Origin of the sequence: Microbacterium sp. (assembly GCF_029263575.1) — a bacterium.
Taxonomy (GTDB): Bacteria; Actinomycetota; Actinomycetes; order Actinomycetales; family Microbacteriaceae; genus Microbacterium.
Genome location: NZ_JAJUFV010000010.1, coordinates 19,188 through 35,058 on the forward strand (window position 1 = coordinate 19,188; position 15,871 = coordinate 35,058).

The window sequence follows — 15,871 nt, forward strand, 5'->3', positions numbered from 1 at the left end:
GACACGGGCATACGTGCACGAGTAGGCTCGAATCGTGACTGAACGCGCTCCTCTCTCTCGCAAACTGTCCAACATCGCCGAGTCGGCAACGCTCAAGGTCGATGCCAAGGCCAAAGCGCTCAAGACCGCAGGTAAGCCGGTGATTTCCTACGCCGCCGGTGAACCCGATTTCGCGACTCCGCAATTCGTGGTGAATGCCGCGGCTGAGGCTCTCGCCGATCCGGCGAACTACCGCTACACGCCCGCCGCCGGATTGCCCGAGCTGCGCGAGGCTGTCGCGGCCAAGACGCTGCGCGATTCCGGGCTGGAGGTCTCCCCCAGCCAGGTCATCGTCACCAATGGCGGCAAGCAGGCTGTGTACCAGGCGTTCCAGACGGTCGTGAACCCCGGCGACGAGGTGCTGCTGCCTGCACCGTACTGGACCACGTACCCCGAGGCGATCGCCCTGGCCGATGGCACGCCCGTTACCGTCTTCGCTGGCGCCGACCAGGATTACAAAGTCACCGTCGAACAGCTCGAGGCCGCACGTACCGAACGAACCACCGCTCTCGTCTTCGTCTCTCCGTCGAACCCGACCGGTTCGGTGTACACCGCCGAAGAGACTCGCGCCATCGGCGAATGGGCTGTTGAGCACGGGATCTGGATCATCTCTGACGAGATCTATCAGAACCTCACGTACGAGGGAGTCACAGCGACGTCGATCGTCGAGGCCGTGCCCGAGGCCGCAGCCCAGACCATCCTCGTCAACGGTGTGGCCAAGACCTACGCCATGACAGGATGGCGCGTGGGGTGGATGGTCGGACCCGCCGATGCGATCAAGGTCGCGGGCAACCTGCAGTCGCACCTGTCGAGCAACGTCAACAACGTCGCACAGCGTGGTGCCATCGCGGCTCTGGCCGGCCCGCAGACCGAAGCCGAGCAGTTCCGCGAGGCCTTCGACCGGCGTCGCCAGCTGATCGTGTCCGAGCTGTCGAAGATCGATGGCGTTCGCGTGCCCAACCCGCTCGGCGCGTTCTACGTGTACCCCGATGTGCAGGGCCTGCTGGGCCGCAGCTGGGGCGGTGTGACGCCGACGACCTCGCTCGAGCTGGCAGATCTCATCCTCGAGCAGGCCGAGGTCGCAGTCGTGCCCGGAGAGGCCTTCGGTCCGTCGGGATATCTGCGCCTGTCGTACGCTCTCGCCGACGACGCTCTGCTCGAGGGCGTTCAGCGACTGCAACGCCTGTTCTCGTAGCTCAGCGCACCGAGCGTCTCCTGCGGCGAACCACCATCAGCACGACGGCGCCGACGAGGGCCGCCGCGCCGACCGTGATCGCGATCGGCACGATCTCCGGCGTCGGCTCGGGTTTGTACACGCGCACGTAATCGATCACATATTCCTGCGGGAACGTCAGGTCGTCGCCTATCGGCCCGCCGAAATTGCCACCGATCGCCATGTTCGCGATGAAGAAGAACGGATGATCGAAGACCCACTCCCCTTCGGGGACGTCGTCGGGGGTCACCTCGAAGAACTCCACGGACTCATCGCCGTCGCGCTGCGCGAACCAGCGGATGCTGTGCGGTTCCCATTCCACCCAGACGGTCACCCATTCCCCGCCGATGTTCTCGCCGAAACCGTAGGTGTCGCCGATGCTGTCGCCGCCGGTGTACCCGGGGCCGTGCACGGTTCCGAACAGCTCCTCGGGTGATTTGCCGACGTACTCCATGATGTCGATCTCGCCCGACCTCGGCCACCCGACATCGTGCAGGTTGCCGCCCAGACCCCAGAAGGCCGGCCAGATTCCCGCCTCACCGTCGGGCAGCTTCACCCGCGTCTCGATGCGGCCGTGGGCGAACTCTACGTCGCCCTTGCTCATCAGCCGCGCAGACGTGAACTCGCATGGCCCGTACCAGCAGTCGAGGTCGGCAGCTTCGGGATCATCGACCTCGCGCAGCGTGATGACGAGGTTTCCCTCGCCGTCGTGCGCGGCGTTGTCGGTCGAGTCGGTGTAATACTGCAGCTCTTGGTTGCCCCAGCCATTGCCGCCGGTCTCGTACGTCCAGTGGCGCTCGTCTGCCGGGCTGCCGCTCCGGCCGTCGAACTCGTCTGACCACGCCAGCGTCCATCCGTACACGCCCGGCGCGTGAGCATCCGCTTCCGCGTCTGCGGCGAGCGCTGCACTCGACATCGAGCCGGCGACCACGACACCGCCGATGAGCAGCGCGGCCATCAGCGGCCGAAGCGGGTGCGACCTCATCGCGCACTCCCTGAGCTCACAGCCGCCTCGCTCCGGTAGCGACGAGGCTTACCCTCGCCCAGCTCGGCCAGGCGTGCCACGGCGGTGAGGCGTATCGGCATGCCCAGCAGCGCCTCGAGGGCGGTCCGCACGGCGTCGGCATCGCCGCCGGCGATCGACGCGTGCACTGCGCCGTCGGCGCTCTGGCTGACCGACCAGCCCAGGGCACCATGTGCCTGCAATTGCTGGGTCAGCTCGACACACGGGATGAGCATGCCGTTGCCAGCGCGGAACATCGTGTTCTCGCGCCCTTCCAGATCCGCCAGGCCGATCCCGCCGTCATCGAGGCGAACGCAGCGCGCGAAGTCACCGGTGCGATAGCGAACGAGCGGCAGCAGCGGATTCTCTCCCGCCGTCACGGTGATCTCGCCCATCACTCCGTCGGGCAGCGGGTCGCCCTGTTCGTCGAGCACCTCGACGTGCACCCGACGCTGCAGCACCCGGAACGGGCCGTCGTCCAGGCGCACGGCGATCGGTCGCGTCTCGTGCAGCCCGAAGACGTCGAACACCGGGCATCCGAAAGTATCTTCCAGCCGACGGCGCAGCGGAGCCGACAGCGCCATCGCCCCGGAGAAGATCACCCGCGGATGCAGCACCTCGCACAGCCCGGAATCGACCAGTTCGGCGAGGCTCGTGGGGTGACCGCTGAGAATCTGCGGATCGGCGTCTGCGAGGTATCGCTCGCGCGCGCCGGGTGTCGACCAGCAGGACGGATGCAGATTGAGGCGCGCCATCGCGCGATGAGCGAAGCTGCTGATGACCGAGACGTAGGTGAAAGCCTGCCGCTGGAACACGAGATTGGCCACGGCCAGGCGTTCCCCTGCCGGTTCGACGCTCACTCCCGCCGATGCGGCGAGCGCGACCAGCAGGTGAAACCCGCGGGCGACCTCCTCGACGTCATCGGGGATGAGCAGGGCGGCCCCGGTCGAGCCCGAGCTCGTGCCATGCAGCATCCGCTCGAGATCAGCGTCCAACGGAACGAAGGCACCGATGTCTTCGACGAGGTCAGCGCGCGAGATGGTCGGATACTCGCCCAAGGCGGCGTCCGCGGGCATGTCACGGTAGCGCAGCGTACGCCGGGCGGCCGCGAGATGCTCGCTCAGCCAATCGCCCGGTGGCAACGGCTTCTGCACGCGGTCGATCTGCTCAGCCGTGAGGCGGTCGCCGGTCGCGTGCGTCCACTGCGGCGCATCGAGGTGGGATCGCCAATGCGCGAGCCGCTGGGCCGCGGTGTCGTCGAGTGTCGGCCACCGTTCAGCGTCGCTGAGAACAGCCGCTTCACCCGGCGCGTACTCGGCCAACGTCAGCGGGTCGGGAAGGTCAGGATCGATCAGCGTCATCGTGCTCGGTCGTGTCACTCGGTGGAATAGCGGGCGGCGGCTTCCTTGCGGCGCGCTTCCCGTAGCATACGGGCGATCTCCGCTCGATGGCGATGGCCCTCGTAGGCTTCTGCCAGAGCACGGTTGCGCGTCAACGAATCGCAGGCCGCCAGCAGCGAGCGCGCGGTGTCGGTGTCTTCATAGGCCGGCCGGTATCCGCTCCACAGCAGAAAGGTGCGCGCAGCCTCGGTGCGGCGCTCGTCATCCGTCAGCCACCGCGCCGGATCGGCGACGGGCGCAAGGCGCAACGCGAGTGCGTCGACTGCCAGATCCGCGCGTCCGCGCATGAGCTCGGGTGAGAAGCGTCCGATCAGATCCTCGCTGGCCAGCAGCCAAAGCCCGACCGCGGCACCGCGGATCACCCGGGCGTCATCGGCGAAGTCCAGACAGGCGAGGGGGCGATGGAGAATGTCGCCGACGAGAGCTCGCACAGACACGCGCTCGTCAAGAAAGGAACGCGGGATCGCCGAGAGCCGCGCGGCGACCTCGTCAACGCGCGGACCGGGCCTGAGACTCTTCCAGGCGTCGTCCTCGCCGCCGGAGCGTTCTGCCCAGATGGCGAGAAGGCGTTCAGTGTCAGCCATGCAGCTTCTCCGCAAGTGTGGTGCAGACGCCGGGTGCGTCCGCCATGGTGTCGAGATAGATGACGTCGTACCCGCTGGCGTGGGCGACCTCTGCCGTGCGCCGGGTACGGTCCATGAGCACGAGCGTGCCAGTGGTGAGCTTTCGTCGTACATCACGTGCCACGTCAGCATATGGTTCATTGCCCATGCCGAACATCGAGACGAGCCCGTCATCTGAGAGCACGACGACGTGGCGTTGGAGCGCTGCAGTCGGCGCCGGCAGTTTCGCGTAGCGCGAGCCGTACAGGTCGAGGGGAAACGACGTGGACTTGCCGAAGAAAGCGCACAGCGCCGAGATGATCTCGCTCGAATCGCGTCCGAAGCGCGGCATGCCCGCGACCTGACCCGGCCCCGAGAAGCTGGTCACACGCAGTCGCCCGCCGCCGCGCAGCACCGACAGCGCCAGGATCGTACCGGCCAGCACGGCAGGCGAGCCGACGCTCGGCCGCAGCATCGACCCCGACGAGTCGATGTACAGATCGAGGTCGATGCTCGTCTCCTGCACGATCGGCTCATCGTCCAGCTGCGATCGACGCCGCGTCGTCACCCCGGGAATCACGACGCCCGATCGCAGCGTCAGCGGCAGATCCAGTTCGGTGAGCGGATCGCCGTTCTCCCACAGCTCGACCGGCCCGGGAATGCCGCCGTCTGGGTGCGACGGCACTGTGCGGGTGTAGGGACGAACCCACCGCGCGGCTTCGCTGCGGTACCACGCGGCCAGCACAGCGCTCTCGGGCAGATCGTCATAGATGCTCAGCGTTTGCGCCACATCGAACGCTTGACCGCCGGATGCGGCGTCCTCTGCCATCTCAGCGTCGTCAGGCGTCTCGCCATCGGCGTCGAGAGAGCCCGGATGCGGCGGCAGATCGTCTTTCATCCGCTGGTCGGCCAGAATGCGTCCGAGCTCTTCCGGCGTCGGCGGTTCCTGTCCGTCGGCACATCCGCCCCGTACGGCGTCAGAGCTGCCGGTGTCGCCGGCCCTGACCGCGGCGTCGATGTCACGGAAGTACGGGGCCGTGATCACCCCGAAACGTGCCGCGCCGGAGACGGGATCGGCAGCGAACATCCGCACAGTCTCGGCGAGCAGCACGGCATCGACCACGGGATTGGCCGTCGTGGCGCCCGAGAGCTGCGCGTCGATGCGCACCCGTTCGGCCCGCGCGGCGCGCAGCGCCTTTTCGAGTTGACGGTGCCGCTCGGCGACGCGAGACATCGACGCATCGGCTTCTTCGGTCGCTTCTGCGGCGTCGATGACAGGGGCCGGCGGGGGCTCCTGTGCGCACAGACTTCCCGCTGGCAGCTGCCACAGCAGCTCGCATGTACGCAGATACACCCACCAAAGTCGGTTATGACCGGCTCCGCTGAACAGCGCCTGCGAGAGCCGCACGATGCCGACGTCGGCGGGCGGTGCGCCGTCGGTGCGCTGCAGCCGCACCAGCCGTGTGTTGACGAGCAGGTCGGTCCAGAGATTCGCCAGGAAACTCACCTCTCGCTGCTGCGGTTGCCGCGCGAGAGCTGCGTCCAGCGAACGAGCCATCTGATGACGGATCTTGAGGGAGTCGACGCGCGTGCTCGGTGCGAGCACGTGATGGCCGATCTCGTGGGCGAAGATGCTCTCGAGCTCGTCGCTGACACCGTGGTCGGCGAGGTACTGCGGGTCAACCGTGATGGACGGCGGAAAGGAGAACCACGCGGGAGCCCCCGCATCCGCGGCAGCACCCGGGCTGAGCCGCGGGTCGGCAAGTCGCACGCCCCAGGTGGTCAGCGCCCGGTCCCATGCCTCACGAGTTTCGGGCGTGAGCGCAATCGTGCGCGGCATCCGTTTCCTGGTGAACATCAGCGATCCCGCACATGCAACCACGCCACGTGCGTGTCTTCGCTGATGACGAGCGTAACGCCGTCGTCAGCGAAGACCGCCTTCGTTTCGGATGCCGGTTCCTCCGGACCGAGCAGCGTCAACCGGCTCCCCCAGACGTCACCGTCCAGACGCCACCAGTCACCGGCGACCAGGATGCCGAAGGCGCCCGCGGCGCTGAGCCGCTCGACACGCTCCGGCGGCCGAATCCACACACCGTCCAGGCCCTGGAATCCACCCACCGAGAAGACGTAACCGTCGCGCACCCCACGCGCTGGCCACCAATACCGGTCGTGTCTCTGCCTGGTTCGGAACTCGTCGATCTCGTCGGGCGGGATGAGCAGGACGGCGGCGGCCGCAGCGCGTCGCCGGTTGGTGTCAACGGCGTCCAGTCTGCGCAGCGCGTCGTCGCGAAGCGCGAGAACCCCGGCGCGCCACCCCGCCCAGGCGACCAGATCGAGCGCGTACTGTCGCTCACCGCGCGCGGTCGGGTCTGCTTCGATGCCCGCCGACAGCGTTCCTGTGAACAGCTCGACGTCTCCCCCTGCACGACGAACGGCGTCAGCGGCGACGTCGACCTCAAGGCCGACACCGGCGAGGTCAGCAGCAGGAGCGGCGAACGACACCCCCTCGTTCGCCAGCTGACACGGTCGCGTGATCATCCCCGCGACTGCTTCCATCGCGCATATGCCGTGTAACGCTGGTGCAGATACTTCAGTGTCGTCAGGTCGTCGAAGTCGCGGCCGTAGAGCTTGCCGACGGCAGAGATCCTGCGCAGCTGCGACTCGACCGCCGTCACCCGCTGCGACGCCTGGCGCACAGACAGGCCGTCAAGCCCCTCGTCGAACTCTGCCAGCAGCTGGCCGACCGGGTCATCACGGTCGCGACCGAGTGCATCGTACTGCTTGCACGACTGCGCGAACAGGTCGCCCAGCCAGCTCAGACTGTCGGTGCTCAGCTCACGCTCGGCGCCGATGTCGAACCGCGGATGTGCCGCATTGGGCAGCAGCTTGCCGCGCAGCACGAACGGCAGGATCGCGGCGACATCCGCCAACTCCACCTCGCCTGTGCCACGGAACCAAGCCATCGCCTTCGCATACAGGATCAGCGTCTGCAGTGCCCTGACCGACAGCCCGTTGCGCGTCTGCGCGCCGAGGTCGACTTGCAGATCGGCACCCGTGTTCGCGTCGATGGTCTCGCTGACGTCGCCGCCGGATGTCGTGACGACGTCTTTCGTGCGGTACTCGAAACGACGCCCGCCGTGTTGCACGAACTCGAAGTGGCTGAGGAAGAAGCGCAGGCGGCGGCGCACAGCAACCGGAATCGGAACGGCACGGATCTCGGCACGCATGCTCCGCTGCTCGTCCACGTCGAAGCAGAGCTCCGCCGGCACATGCTCTTCGGGCTTCTCCCCCGCCTCGACGCGAGTGATCAGCTCATCCAGGAATCGACTGTTGAATCCGGCGGCCTGCACCGTGACGTCCATGCGGTCACGCAACGCCTGGATGACCGGGAACGTCCCGCCGCCGGCATCATCGTTTGCGGTGAAGAACCAGCTCTCGACACCGTCGCCGGCGGTCTTGCGCATCTGGTCGTGACTTTCGACGTATCCCTCGGCGACCATCGTGAGCAGCGCCGACTGGGTCTTGGTCGGGATGCGGTTGTACTCGTCGATGATCTTCACCGGCAGGCCGAGCCAGTCGCGCCACGCGATGCGAATGTCAGAGAGCTGCTCGGCGCCGACCAGGTCACGCGGCAGCGGAATGCCCACCAGATCGCTCACCGTCAGCTGCGGCTGACCCTGCTGCACACCCCGCCGCACATCATCTGACGACGTGCCGGCGAGCACCCCCATGAGCACGGCGACCGTCGTCTTGCCGCGCCCGGGCCCGCCGATCAGCAGGCACTTACCACCAACCGCGAAGGTGAGAAGAGGCATCAGCACGTTGGAGGAGAATGATGCCTCGGTCGGCAGCGACACTGTCGCCCCCGCGTCTCCCACGTCGATCGTGAGCGGATCGGCGCGCGAGAACTCCATGTCGTAATAGGGCGAGATCACGGCGCGATTGACGATCCAGTAGTACGCCTGACGAAGCTTCTCGTCCAGCGGCACGGTCTGCGTCGTCTCGGGTTCGCGGAACAGGTCTTCGGCGGTCAGCGCCTCAGCACCGTGGTCGACACCGGGATTCGTCGGCGACGCAGAGACTTTCTTCCAGCGATCCAACATTCCGCAATCCTACCGATCAGCCTGCTCGCGTACCCCGGCGCGGCGTTGCAACTCGCGCTGCTCGTGTGCCGAGCGCGCCTCCAGGGGAATCGCGAAGCGCAGATGCTCGGCGAGCAGCGGAGCGATGGCCGCGACCACGGCATCGACACGCTCCTCGACGCTGCCGCGCACCTCGAGCCAGTCGACCGGCTGCACGGCGAGCACCTCGCGAAAGCGCTGCTGCATCTCGTGGCGGATGTGCTCGCCGTCGCGCATGCCATCCTGTGCGAAAGGGATCTCGTCTCCCGTGAGCACATACAGCAGCGGCTGATGCGCGCGGGCGCGGCGATGGATGTGCTCGGCGGCCGTGCCGACATAGCGTTCGTGCCACAGCGCCGTCGCCAGCACATCGGTGTCGCAGACGAGCAGCGGTATCGGCGCCGTACGCCGCGCCCGCTCTTCCGCCTCGATCTGCCGGTCGACGATCAGATCGAACTCGCGGCTCTCCCAGGGCGCGTGCAGGCCGCCCGCGCGCACCTCCGAGTACTCCCGGCCGTACTCGGCGACCCAGTGCGTTCCCAGCCGTTCGGCGAGAGCTGCCGCCGTCGTGGTCGAGCCGGTCGATTCCGCGCCGAGCACCACGACGCGCGCCGTGAGCCACGAACGCACCGCGGGGCTCAGCTCGTGCCAGTTTCCGGCGACGTCCGCGCGGATGGCCGTTCCCGAGACGGGGTTGAGCAGGCGCCCGGCATCGACCTGATGCCATGCGGCCCCGAGTCTGCGCGCGAGCTCAGCGCCATAGGCATCCGATGAATACACGGTGGTGACCGGGGCGTCCAGGTGCGCCTCGATGACAGCCATGTGCTCACGCCACGCCGAGGGCGAATCGAAATCGACCGGGGCGTCGTCCACCGCTGTGACCACGCGCACGCCGGGATGAGACTCGCGAATCCACGCGGCCCGCACCTCGAGCGGGATCGACTCGACAGATGCTCCGAGCACCTGCACCGTCACCCGATCGCTGCGACGCTGCGCCTCACGGATCAGGTGCGAATGCCCGGTGTGGAACGGGTAGAACTTCCCCAGGACGAGGCCGTGGTCGCTCACCCCGCGCTCGCTCATGCCGTGCTCGCCGTCGCCGGTTCCGCGGTCTCAGCTCGGGCGACCCGTCGCCACGACCGGAAGCCGAAGACGCACAATCCGATGAACAGCAGATACAGCGCCGCGATCACCCACAGCCCCGTCGCGATCGACAGGGCGATGAAAGCCACATCGACGCCGATCCAGACGAACCACGTCTGAATCCACTTGCGGTTGAGCATGTACTGCGCCACCAGGCTGGCCGCCGTGGTCGCAGCGTCCGCTATCGCCACCTCCGAGTCAGTGAACATCGTCAGTACCCAGATCAGCACGAGCGTCATGACGACACCCGCGATCATGAGAAACGGCCACGCCGAGCGCGGGGTCGAAGCGACATAGGTGGGACTCTGCTCGATCTTGCGCGTCCAGCGCCACCAACCGTGCACGCCCATCACGAGGTACACCACCTGCAGCCCGGCTGAGGCGTAGAGCCCGGCGAGGAGGAAGACCATGAACAGCACGACGTTGTTGGCGATGCCGATCGGGTAGGTCCAGACGTTGCGCAAGCCCGCCAGCAGCACGCACGCCGCTCCGGTCGCGAAGCCGAGCACCTGCGGCCATTCGGCCAGCAGCCATTCCCCCATGCGGTCCCCTACAGTTCGACGTCGACCAGCACCGGCTCCGGTTGCAGCTGCAGGCCGAATTCGGCATGCACCCGAGCCTGGATGAAACGCGCGAGCTCGGCGATCTCCGAAGCCTTGGCCCCGCCACGGTTGGTCAGCGCCAGCGCGTGCTTGGTCGACACGCGGGCACGCGAGCTCGGCAGTCGGAAGCCCTTCGAGATCCCAGCGTTCTCGATGAGCCACCCCGCGCTCACCTTCACCCCGCCGCGCATCGGGTTCGGTGCCGGCACCTGCCCGTCATATGCTTCCAGCGGAATGACCGTGACGACGTCGAGGTCAGGCGTCACCGGCCAACGCGGGCACTCAGGGGGAAGCTGCGTCGCCGCGGTCTCGGAGATGATCGCGTTCTGGAAGAAGGACCCGGCACTGTTGGTGTCGGGATCGGATGCATCCAGCAGCATGCCCTTCGCCGCCCGAATCCGTAAAATCTCTTCGCGCACGCGCGCGAGCGGCACCGGCGCATCGTCTGTCAGACCGAGCGCGCGGCGCAGCTGTTCCCCACCGATCGTACGGCCAGCGTCGCCGACCTGCGCGAGATCGAGCGTGACCGACAGAATCACCGCCCGCCGAGAGGGCACACTGCCGTAGTGGTGCTTGAGCACCGAGGTGCGAAAGCCCAGCCCCAGCTCGGATGCCGGCACCGTCGAGACGCCGCCCGTCGACTCGTCGATCAGCTCGACCTCAACCAGCGTCTCCTGAATCTCCTGCCCGTAGGCCCCGATGTTCTGCACCGGAGCCGCGCCGACCGTGCCGGGGATGCCGCTCATCGCCTCGACGCCGGCGAGAGAGTGCTCGACCGTGTACGCCACGAATGCGTCCCAGTCGTGCCCGGCCTGAGCCTTCACCCGCACCCGCCCCTCGTGCGGAGACGGCAGCTGCTCGATACCCGTCGTCAAGACCCGAATCACGGTTCCCGCATAGGCCTCGTCTCCGACGAACAGGTTCGAGCCACCGCCCAGCACGAACCACTCGTCTCGCCGCGCCCACACTTCGCGCAGCGCCTCGACCAGTTCGGGCGTGGTCGATGCGTCCAGCATCCGCTCGGGTGCGGCGCCGGTGCGCAGCGTTGTCAGCTGCGAAAGCGGTATCGGAGTGATCTCTGCCATATCAGCGGATGCGGCCTTCAGAGCGCTACGCGCAGCTGCGCCTTGCCGAGCACCGTCGTCTCGTCATGCTTCACTGTCAGGTCGATGCGTGCGGTGTTCTCGTCCATCGCACCGACCTTGGCGATCACGGTCACGTCGGCGCCGGTTTCGGGATCGACGACCACGGGACGGGTGAAACGCACACCGTAATCGGTGACCTTCGAGGAATCACCGAGCGCCGCCACTACGACGGACGACGCGATGCCCATCGTCAGCATGCCGTGAGCGAGCACCCCGGGAAGGCCGACGGATGCCGCGACGTCGTCACGGTAGTGAATAGGGTTGAAGTCACCGGACGCACCGGCATAACGCACGAGCGACTCGCGCGTGAGGTGCACCGTTCGCTCGGCGATCACCTCTCCCACGGTGTACGCGCTCATGCGGCATCCTCCTCATCGGAGCCGACCAGCAGCACGCTCGTTGCCGTGACGACGTGCCTGCCTGCGGCATCGGAGATCTCGGCCTCACTCGTGATCATCGCGTTTCCCGCCATCATTCGGATGCCGGCCACCGTCAGCGTCGCGGTCAGCTCGTCGCCCGCGACGATCGGACGCGAATAGGCGAAGCGCTGCTCGGCGTGGATCGTGCGCGACAGGACGATTCCCGAGTCGGGCTCGTTCAGCAGCTGCTGCAGCGTCTGGTCTTGAATGACCATCGCGAACGTCGGCGGTGCCACGATGTCGGCGTGGCCAAGGGCGCGAGCGGCCTCGACGTCGGTGTGCAGCGGAGCGTCGGCGAAGACGGCACGAGCGAACTCGCGCACCTTCTCTCGGCCGACGAGATACGGCGGTGTCGGCGGGAATTCCCGGCCGACGAGTTCAGAATTGACAGCCACTCGATGAGTCTACCGATCGGATGCCGCGGCTTCAGCGTCGACGGCCACGAATGGCCTTGATCATCATCTGGATCGCGATCGCCACCAGGTAGATGACGAAGAGCATGTTCCCGGTGAACGGGTCGATGAGCGTGGCCAGCCACGCCCCCAGGGCCGTGGTCGTGCATGCCGACAGGCCGATGATCGCGGCTGCGAGCAGATCGACGTTGCGGTGGCGGAGGTTTCCGACCGTTCCCGAGACCGCGGTCGGGATCATCATGAGCAGCGACGTACCCTTGGCCTCGAGATCGCTCGTGCCGAAGACGAGCATCAGCACGGGAACGACGATGACGCCGCCGCCGACGCCGATGAGCCCGGCGATGACTCCGGTGAAGACGCCGACCAGGGCGAGGCCTGCGCCGTTGATCCAACCCAGTTCGAACCCGGCATCACGGGCTGGCACCACGAGGAACAGGCTCACGATCACGATCACGAGGAAGGCGACGAACCCCCAGCGCAACGCCGTCTGAGAGATGCGCGGCAGCAGCCGCGTGCCGATCTGCGCACCGATAACGGCGCCGGCGGCGAGGATCAGCGCAGGAATCCACGCGACCGACCCCGACGTGGCATACGAGACCACTCCCACGCTGGCCGTGGGAACGATCGCCGCCAGCGAGGTTCCTGCGGCAAGGCGCTGGTCGAAGGGAAGCAGCAGCACGAGAAGCGGAACGATGACCGTGCCGCCGCCGACGCCGAACAGACCGGAGAGGAGCCCCGCGGTCAGACCGATCACGACGAAGAAGATGTACGCGCGCGGGCCTCGAACTCTCGCCGCTGTCTCCGACATCATCGAGGCATAATCTTCCGCACCCGCCCAGCCTACTCCCGTCGTCAGCTGATCGTGATGGGCGTTCCCAACGGCAAAGTCTCGGCCAGGTAGGTGATGTCTTCATTGCTGAGACGGATGCAACCGTGGCTGGCGGCCTCGCCGATGCTGCCGCTGTCGTCGGTGCCGTGCATTCCGATCTGCCCCGGCCCGCCGCCGAAGCTGTTGAGCACGTCGGAGAACGCTGAGATTCCGTAGGCGTAGGGACCGTATCCGTGGTTGGTGGGCGCGAGCAGTTCGGTGAGGTAGAAGCTGCCCACGGGCGTCGGGGTGTCGCCTGTGCCGACAGCCGCTGCGAAGGTCTCGACCGGCTCGTTGTCTTTCAGCAGCGTGACGGTGCGGTCAGCCGTCGAGACGTCCAGGCTGTAGTGCAGCGAGGCAACGGTGACGCTGGCCGCATCGATCCACCCGACCGAGCCGTTCGGGCGCATCGGCAGCTTCACGCGCATCCAGTCGCCCTCGGATGCCTCAACCAAGAACGTCAGTGGCGCACCGGACGCGATGGGGTTGGCAAAACGCGCCACCTCGGCACCCTCAGGTGCGTCGTAGGCGATGACCTCCGGTCCCACCGCCGTGGCAGCCTTCCCCACGCTGAACTCGATCGGCGCGGAGTCTGCGTCCTGCGAGGGAGCCGGTTGTGGGTGAACCGGCGCCGACACGGTGGGCTCAGGTTCAACATCGGGCTGCGGTGCGGCGCATCCGGCCAAGACAGCGGCGATGACAACGCCAGCGGCAACGAAAGTGATCAGTCGTGAACGCACGATGCGTCCCTTCGATGTGCATGAGCGTGCCCCGTCCGATGACCAGACGGGGCACGCTCGATGAAAGACTTCGCTCAGCCGGCGAAGGTCGCTTCTTCTTCAACGGGAACCGGAACGACGGCCTCCGGCTCTTCCGTGAAGTAGTAGTTGTCGCCCGCGAACGAGATGCTGCGCACGAGTGCCTCAGCACCGGTGTCGACGAAGACGCCGACGGCGAGCACCTCGGGGGCAGCGCCTGCGTCGATGGCGCCCTGGAAGGCCGTCTGGATCTCGGCGAAGGTGTGCGGGCCCTCAGTGAGGATGACTTCGCCATCGATCCTCACCTCCCAGCTGGAGTACCACTCGGCGTCGGTCGCCGGCGTGCCCGGGTCGACCGGGCGCAGGGTTGTGAAGCCGAGGTTCTCGCCGTCGGGGTTGAAGAAGATGGGGTACTGGAAGTAGGTGTCGCCGTCGGCATCGACAGCCGAGCTCTCGACCAGCGAGGTGAACGTGTCGGGCCCGGCGACGTCGATGATCCCGCCGTACAGAAGCTGCGTCTTGCCGGTCAGCGTGATGCCCGTCTCGTCATCAACCGGTGCCGTCTCCGGCTGCGGGTTGCCGGTGAACCAACCAGCCGGGTACGAGTCTCCTTCGACGCCTTTAGGTGCGTCGGGAACGTAGACATCGGCGGCGAGGGCGGGGGCCGCGAGCAGCATCGAGCCTGCCAGGAGCGACGAGCTGATGGCCGCGGTGACGGCCAGTCGGGTCTTCTTCATCAGAGCAACTTTCGTGGGGAGGAGCGTCGGGTTCCTCGCGGCCGCGGAAGCACAGCACACGAGACGTTCAGGCTCTAGCGGACGTCACGGACATCTGTCTATACAGATGAATCAAAGTTGCCGTGGTGTTACTTTAGCCGGCCTCCGTCTCCCCGGTCGCACAGCAAGAGACCCGCCACGCCGAGGGCGTAACGGGTCTCTTGCTGTGCGTTGTGGGCTTACTTGCCGGCCTCTTCGAATCCAGCGGCCTCGGCGGCCTCAGCCGTGCGGAACCAGACCTCAGCGACCGTCTGCTCGTACCACTGCCCGTCGGGACGGTGGTACTTCATCGAGTCCTTGTTGCCCTTGATCTCGAAGCCCTCAGGCGCCGAGCCGTCTTCGTTCGGCGCGGCGGAGTCGGCGCCGAATCCGCCGTCGACGACGGCGGCAGCGGCCGCGGCATCCGCAGCTGCGCCCTCTTCCTGCGACTCAGCGCCGGCGTCGGCGGCAACGTCGGTCTCAGCGGGCTTCTCGGCCTTGGCGGGCTTCTCAGCCTTCGGCGCGGGCTTGCTGGTGGCCTTCTTCTTCGGGGTGACAGGCTCGAGGACGAGCTCGATCACGGCCATCGGCGCGTTGTCGCCCTTGCGGAAGCCGACCTTCGTGATGCGGGTGTATCCACCCTCGCGCTCAGCGACCTGCGGGGCGATCTCAGCGAACAGAGTGTGCACGACGCTCTTGTCACCGATGACGCTCAGCACGCGACGGCGTGCGTGCAGGTCGCCGCGCTTGGCGAAGGTGATCAGACGCTCAGCGAATGGACGCAGGCGCTTGGCCTTGGTCTCGGTCGTCTTGATCGACTTGTGGGTGAACAGCGCAGCGGCGAGGTTGGCAAGCAGCAGGCGCTCGTGTGCGGGGCCGCCTCCGAGGCGGGGACCCTTGGTGGGCTTAGGCATATTGGTCTAACTCCTGGTCAGAATTTCGGGGAGGTCAGAAGGACTCGTCTTCGCCTGCGCCGTAGAAGTGGGCGCCGTCGAAACCGGGCACCGAATCCTTGAGCGACAGACCGAGCGAGATGAGCTTGTCGCGCACCTCGTCGACCGACTTCTGGCCGAAGTTGCGGATGTTCATGAGCTGCGTCTCCGACAGCGCCACGAGCTCGGACACCGTGTTGATGCCCTCGCGCTTGAGGCAGTTGTAGGAGCGGACCGACAGGTCGAGGTCCTCGATCGGCATCGACAGCTCGCTGGAGAGCACGGGCTCGACAGGTGCCGGGCCGATCTCGATGCCCTCTGCCTCGACGTTCAGCTCGCGAGCGAGGCCGAACAGTTCGGTCAGGGTCTTCGCAGCCGAGGCGACAGCATCCCGCGGGAGCATGCTGTTCTTCGTCTCGACGTCGAGGATGAGCTTGTCGAAGTCGGTGCGCTCACCG

17 protein-coding genes are annotated in these 15,871 nt (G+C 66.9%); 1 reads left to right on the top strand and 16 read right to left on the bottom strand.

The genetic code is table 11. From position 1 onward, the window contains the following. Positions 1-34: 34 nt before the first annotated feature. A complete protein-coding gene (locus Q1J95_RS02135; protein WP_300265622.1) occupies positions 35-1,234 on the top strand; it encodes a pyridoxal phosphate-dependent aminotransferase in 1,200 nt (399 codons plus the stop codon). A gap of 1 nt (position 1,235) precedes the next feature. On the opposite strand, the gene Q1J95_RS02140 is transcribed toward Q1J95_RS02135, so the two are convergent. From Q1J95_RS02140 to Q1J95_RS02215, 16 genes are all read right to left on the bottom strand, one after another. Then, positions 1,236-2,237 carry a glycoside hydrolase family 16 protein gene (locus tag Q1J95_RS02140; protein ID WP_300265623.1) on the bottom strand — a complete coding sequence of 334 codons (1,002 nt, stop codon included), beginning with the start codon at positions 2,235-2,237 and terminating at the stop codon, positions 1,236-1,238. Beyond that, positions 2,234-3,616 carry an AMP-binding protein gene (locus tag Q1J95_RS02145; protein ID WP_300265624.1) on the bottom strand — a complete coding sequence of 461 codons (1,383 nt, stop codon included), beginning with the start codon at positions 3,614-3,616 and terminating at the stop codon, positions 2,234-2,236. Before Q1J95_RS02145 ends, Q1J95_RS02140 begins: the two co-directional genes overlap by 4 nt. A 14-nt stretch (positions 3,617-3,630) precedes the next feature. Beyond that, a complete protein-coding gene (locus tag Q1J95_RS02150) occupies positions 3,631-4,239 on the bottom strand; it encodes a phosphohydrolase (RefSeq protein ID WP_300265625.1) in 609 nt (202 codons plus the stop codon). Next, a complete protein-coding gene (locus Q1J95_RS02155; protein WP_300265626.1) occupies positions 4,232-6,115 on the bottom strand; it encodes a VWA domain-containing protein in 1,884 nt (627 codons plus the stop codon). The genes Q1J95_RS02150 and Q1J95_RS02155 overlap by 8 nt, the downstream gene beginning before the upstream one ends. Then, positions 6,115-6,795 (bottom strand): potassium transporter Kef, encoded by a 681-nt coding sequence (locus tag Q1J95_RS02160; RefSeq protein WP_300265627.1) that lies wholly within the window; start codon positions 6,793-6,795, stop codon positions 6,115-6,117. The genes Q1J95_RS02155 and Q1J95_RS02160 overlap by 1 nt, the downstream gene beginning before the upstream one ends. Then, positions 6,792-8,360 (bottom strand): MoxR family ATPase, encoded by a 1,569-nt coding sequence (locus tag Q1J95_RS02165; protein ID WP_300265628.1) that lies wholly within the window; start codon positions 8,358-8,360, stop codon positions 6,792-6,794. The genes Q1J95_RS02160 and Q1J95_RS02165 overlap by 4 nt, the downstream gene beginning before the upstream one ends. 9 nt (positions 8,361-8,369) lie before the next feature. After that, on the bottom strand, positions 8,370-9,461 hold the full coding sequence (locus Q1J95_RS02170) for an AAA family ATPase (protein ID WP_300265629.1): 1,092 nt from the start codon (positions 9,459-9,461) through the stop codon (positions 8,370-8,372). Further along, positions 9,458-10,063, bottom strand: coding sequence for a nicotinamide riboside transporter PnuC (pnuC, locus tag Q1J95_RS02175; RefSeq protein WP_300265630.1), 606 nt, complete (start codon positions 10,061-10,063; stop codon positions 9,458-9,460). The genes Q1J95_RS02170 and pnuC overlap by 4 nt, the downstream gene beginning before the upstream one ends. Positions 10,064-10,071: 8 nt before the next feature. Beyond that, positions 10,072-11,208 carry a UDP-N-acetylmuramate dehydrogenase gene (locus Q1J95_RS02180; RefSeq protein ID WP_300265631.1) on the bottom strand — a complete coding sequence of 379 codons (1,137 nt, stop codon included), beginning with the start codon at positions 11,206-11,208 and terminating at the stop codon, positions 10,072-10,074. Positions 11,209-11,225: 17 nt separating this feature from the next. Further along, positions 11,226-11,627 carry a MaoC/PaaZ C-terminal domain-containing protein gene (locus Q1J95_RS02185; RefSeq protein ID WP_300265632.1) on the bottom strand — a complete coding sequence of 134 codons (402 nt, stop codon included), beginning with the start codon at positions 11,625-11,627 and terminating at the stop codon, positions 11,226-11,228. After that, positions 11,624-12,082 carry a MaoC family dehydratase N-terminal domain-containing protein gene (locus Q1J95_RS02190; protein WP_300265633.1) on the bottom strand — a complete coding sequence of 153 codons (459 nt, stop codon included), beginning with the start codon at positions 12,080-12,082 and terminating at the stop codon, positions 11,624-11,626. Before Q1J95_RS02190 ends, Q1J95_RS02185 begins: the two co-directional genes overlap by 4 nt. A 31-nt stretch (positions 12,083-12,113) precedes the next feature. Further along, positions 12,114-12,908, bottom strand: coding sequence for a sulfite exporter TauE/SafE family protein (locus Q1J95_RS02195; RefSeq protein ID WP_300265639.1), 795 nt, complete (start codon positions 12,906-12,908; stop codon positions 12,114-12,116). A gap of 44 nt (positions 12,909-12,952) precedes the next feature. Continuing rightward, entirely contained in the window at positions 12,953-13,708 is a 756-nt protein-coding gene (locus Q1J95_RS02200; protein WP_300265634.1) for a L,D-transpeptidase, read from the bottom strand. A gap of 74 nt (positions 13,709-13,782) precedes the next feature. Further along, positions 13,783-14,463, bottom strand: a complete 681-nt coding sequence (locus Q1J95_RS02205; RefSeq protein WP_300265635.1) for a hypothetical protein — start codon at positions 14,461-14,463, stop codon at positions 13,783-13,785. Between the two features lie 218 nt (positions 14,464-14,681). Next, positions 14,682-15,395 carry a 50S ribosomal protein L17 gene (gene rplQ / locus Q1J95_RS02210; protein WP_300265636.1) on the bottom strand — a complete coding sequence of 238 codons (714 nt, stop codon included), beginning with the start codon at positions 15,393-15,395 and terminating at the stop codon, positions 14,682-14,684. Between the two features lie 34 nt (positions 15,396-15,429). Next, a partial coding sequence (locus tag Q1J95_RS02215) for a DNA-directed RNA polymerase subunit alpha C-terminal domain-containing protein (protein ID WP_300265637.1) occupies positions 15,430-15,871 on the bottom strand: 442 nt, incomplete at its 5' end.

Excerpts from the sequence above, each read along its gene's own strand:
- Q1J95_RS02150 (WP_300265625.1), bottom strand. The coding sequence starts at position 4,239 with ATGGCTGACACTGAACGCCTTCTCGCCATCTGGGCAGAACGCTCCGGC.
- Q1J95_RS02205 (WP_300265635.1), bottom strand. The coding sequence starts at position 14,463 with ATGAAGAAGACCCGACTGGCCGTCACCGCGGCCATCAGCTCGTCGCTC.
- pnuC (WP_300265630.1), bottom strand. The coding sequence starts at position 10,063 with ATGGGGGAATGGCTGCTGGCCGAATGGCCGCAGGTGCTCGGCTTCGCG.
- Q1J95_RS02145 (WP_300265624.1), bottom strand. The coding sequence starts at position 3,616 with ATGACGCTGATCGATCCTGACCTTCCCGACCCGCTGACGTTGGCCGAG.
- Q1J95_RS02170 (WP_300265629.1), bottom strand. The coding sequence starts at position 9,461 with ATGAGCGAGCGCGGGGTGAGCGACCACGGCCTCGTCCTGGGGAAGTTC.
- Q1J95_RS02160 (WP_300265627.1), bottom strand. The coding sequence starts at position 6,795 with ATGATCACGCGACCGTGTCAGCTGGCGAACGAGGGGGTGTCGTTCGCC.
- Q1J95_RS02155 (WP_300265626.1), bottom strand. The coding sequence starts at position 6,115 with ATGTTCACCAGGAAACGGATGCCGCGCACGATTGCGCTCACGCCCGAA.
- Q1J95_RS02165 (WP_300265628.1), bottom strand. The coding sequence starts at position 8,360 with ATGTTGGATCGCTGGAAGAAAGTCTCTGCGTCGCCGACGAATCCCGGT.
- Q1J95_RS02185 (WP_300265632.1), bottom strand. The coding sequence starts at position 11,627 with ATGAGCGCGTACACCGTGGGAGAGGTGATCGCCGAGCGAACGGTGCAC.
- Q1J95_RS02195 (WP_300265639.1), bottom strand. The coding sequence starts at position 12,908 with ATGTCGGAGACAGCGGCGAGAGTTCGAGGCCCGCGCGCGTACATCTTC.
- Q1J95_RS02180 (WP_300265631.1), bottom strand. The coding sequence starts at position 11,208 with ATGGCAGAGATCACTCCGATACCGCTTTCGCAGCTGACAACGCTGCGC.
- Q1J95_RS02140 (WP_300265623.1), bottom strand. The coding sequence starts at position 2,237 with ATGAGGTCGCACCCGCTTCGGCCGCTGATGGCCGCGCTGCTCATCGGC.
- rplQ (WP_300265636.1), bottom strand. The coding sequence starts at position 15,395 with ATGCCTAAGCCCACCAAGGGTCCCCGCCTCGGAGGCGGCCCCGCACAC.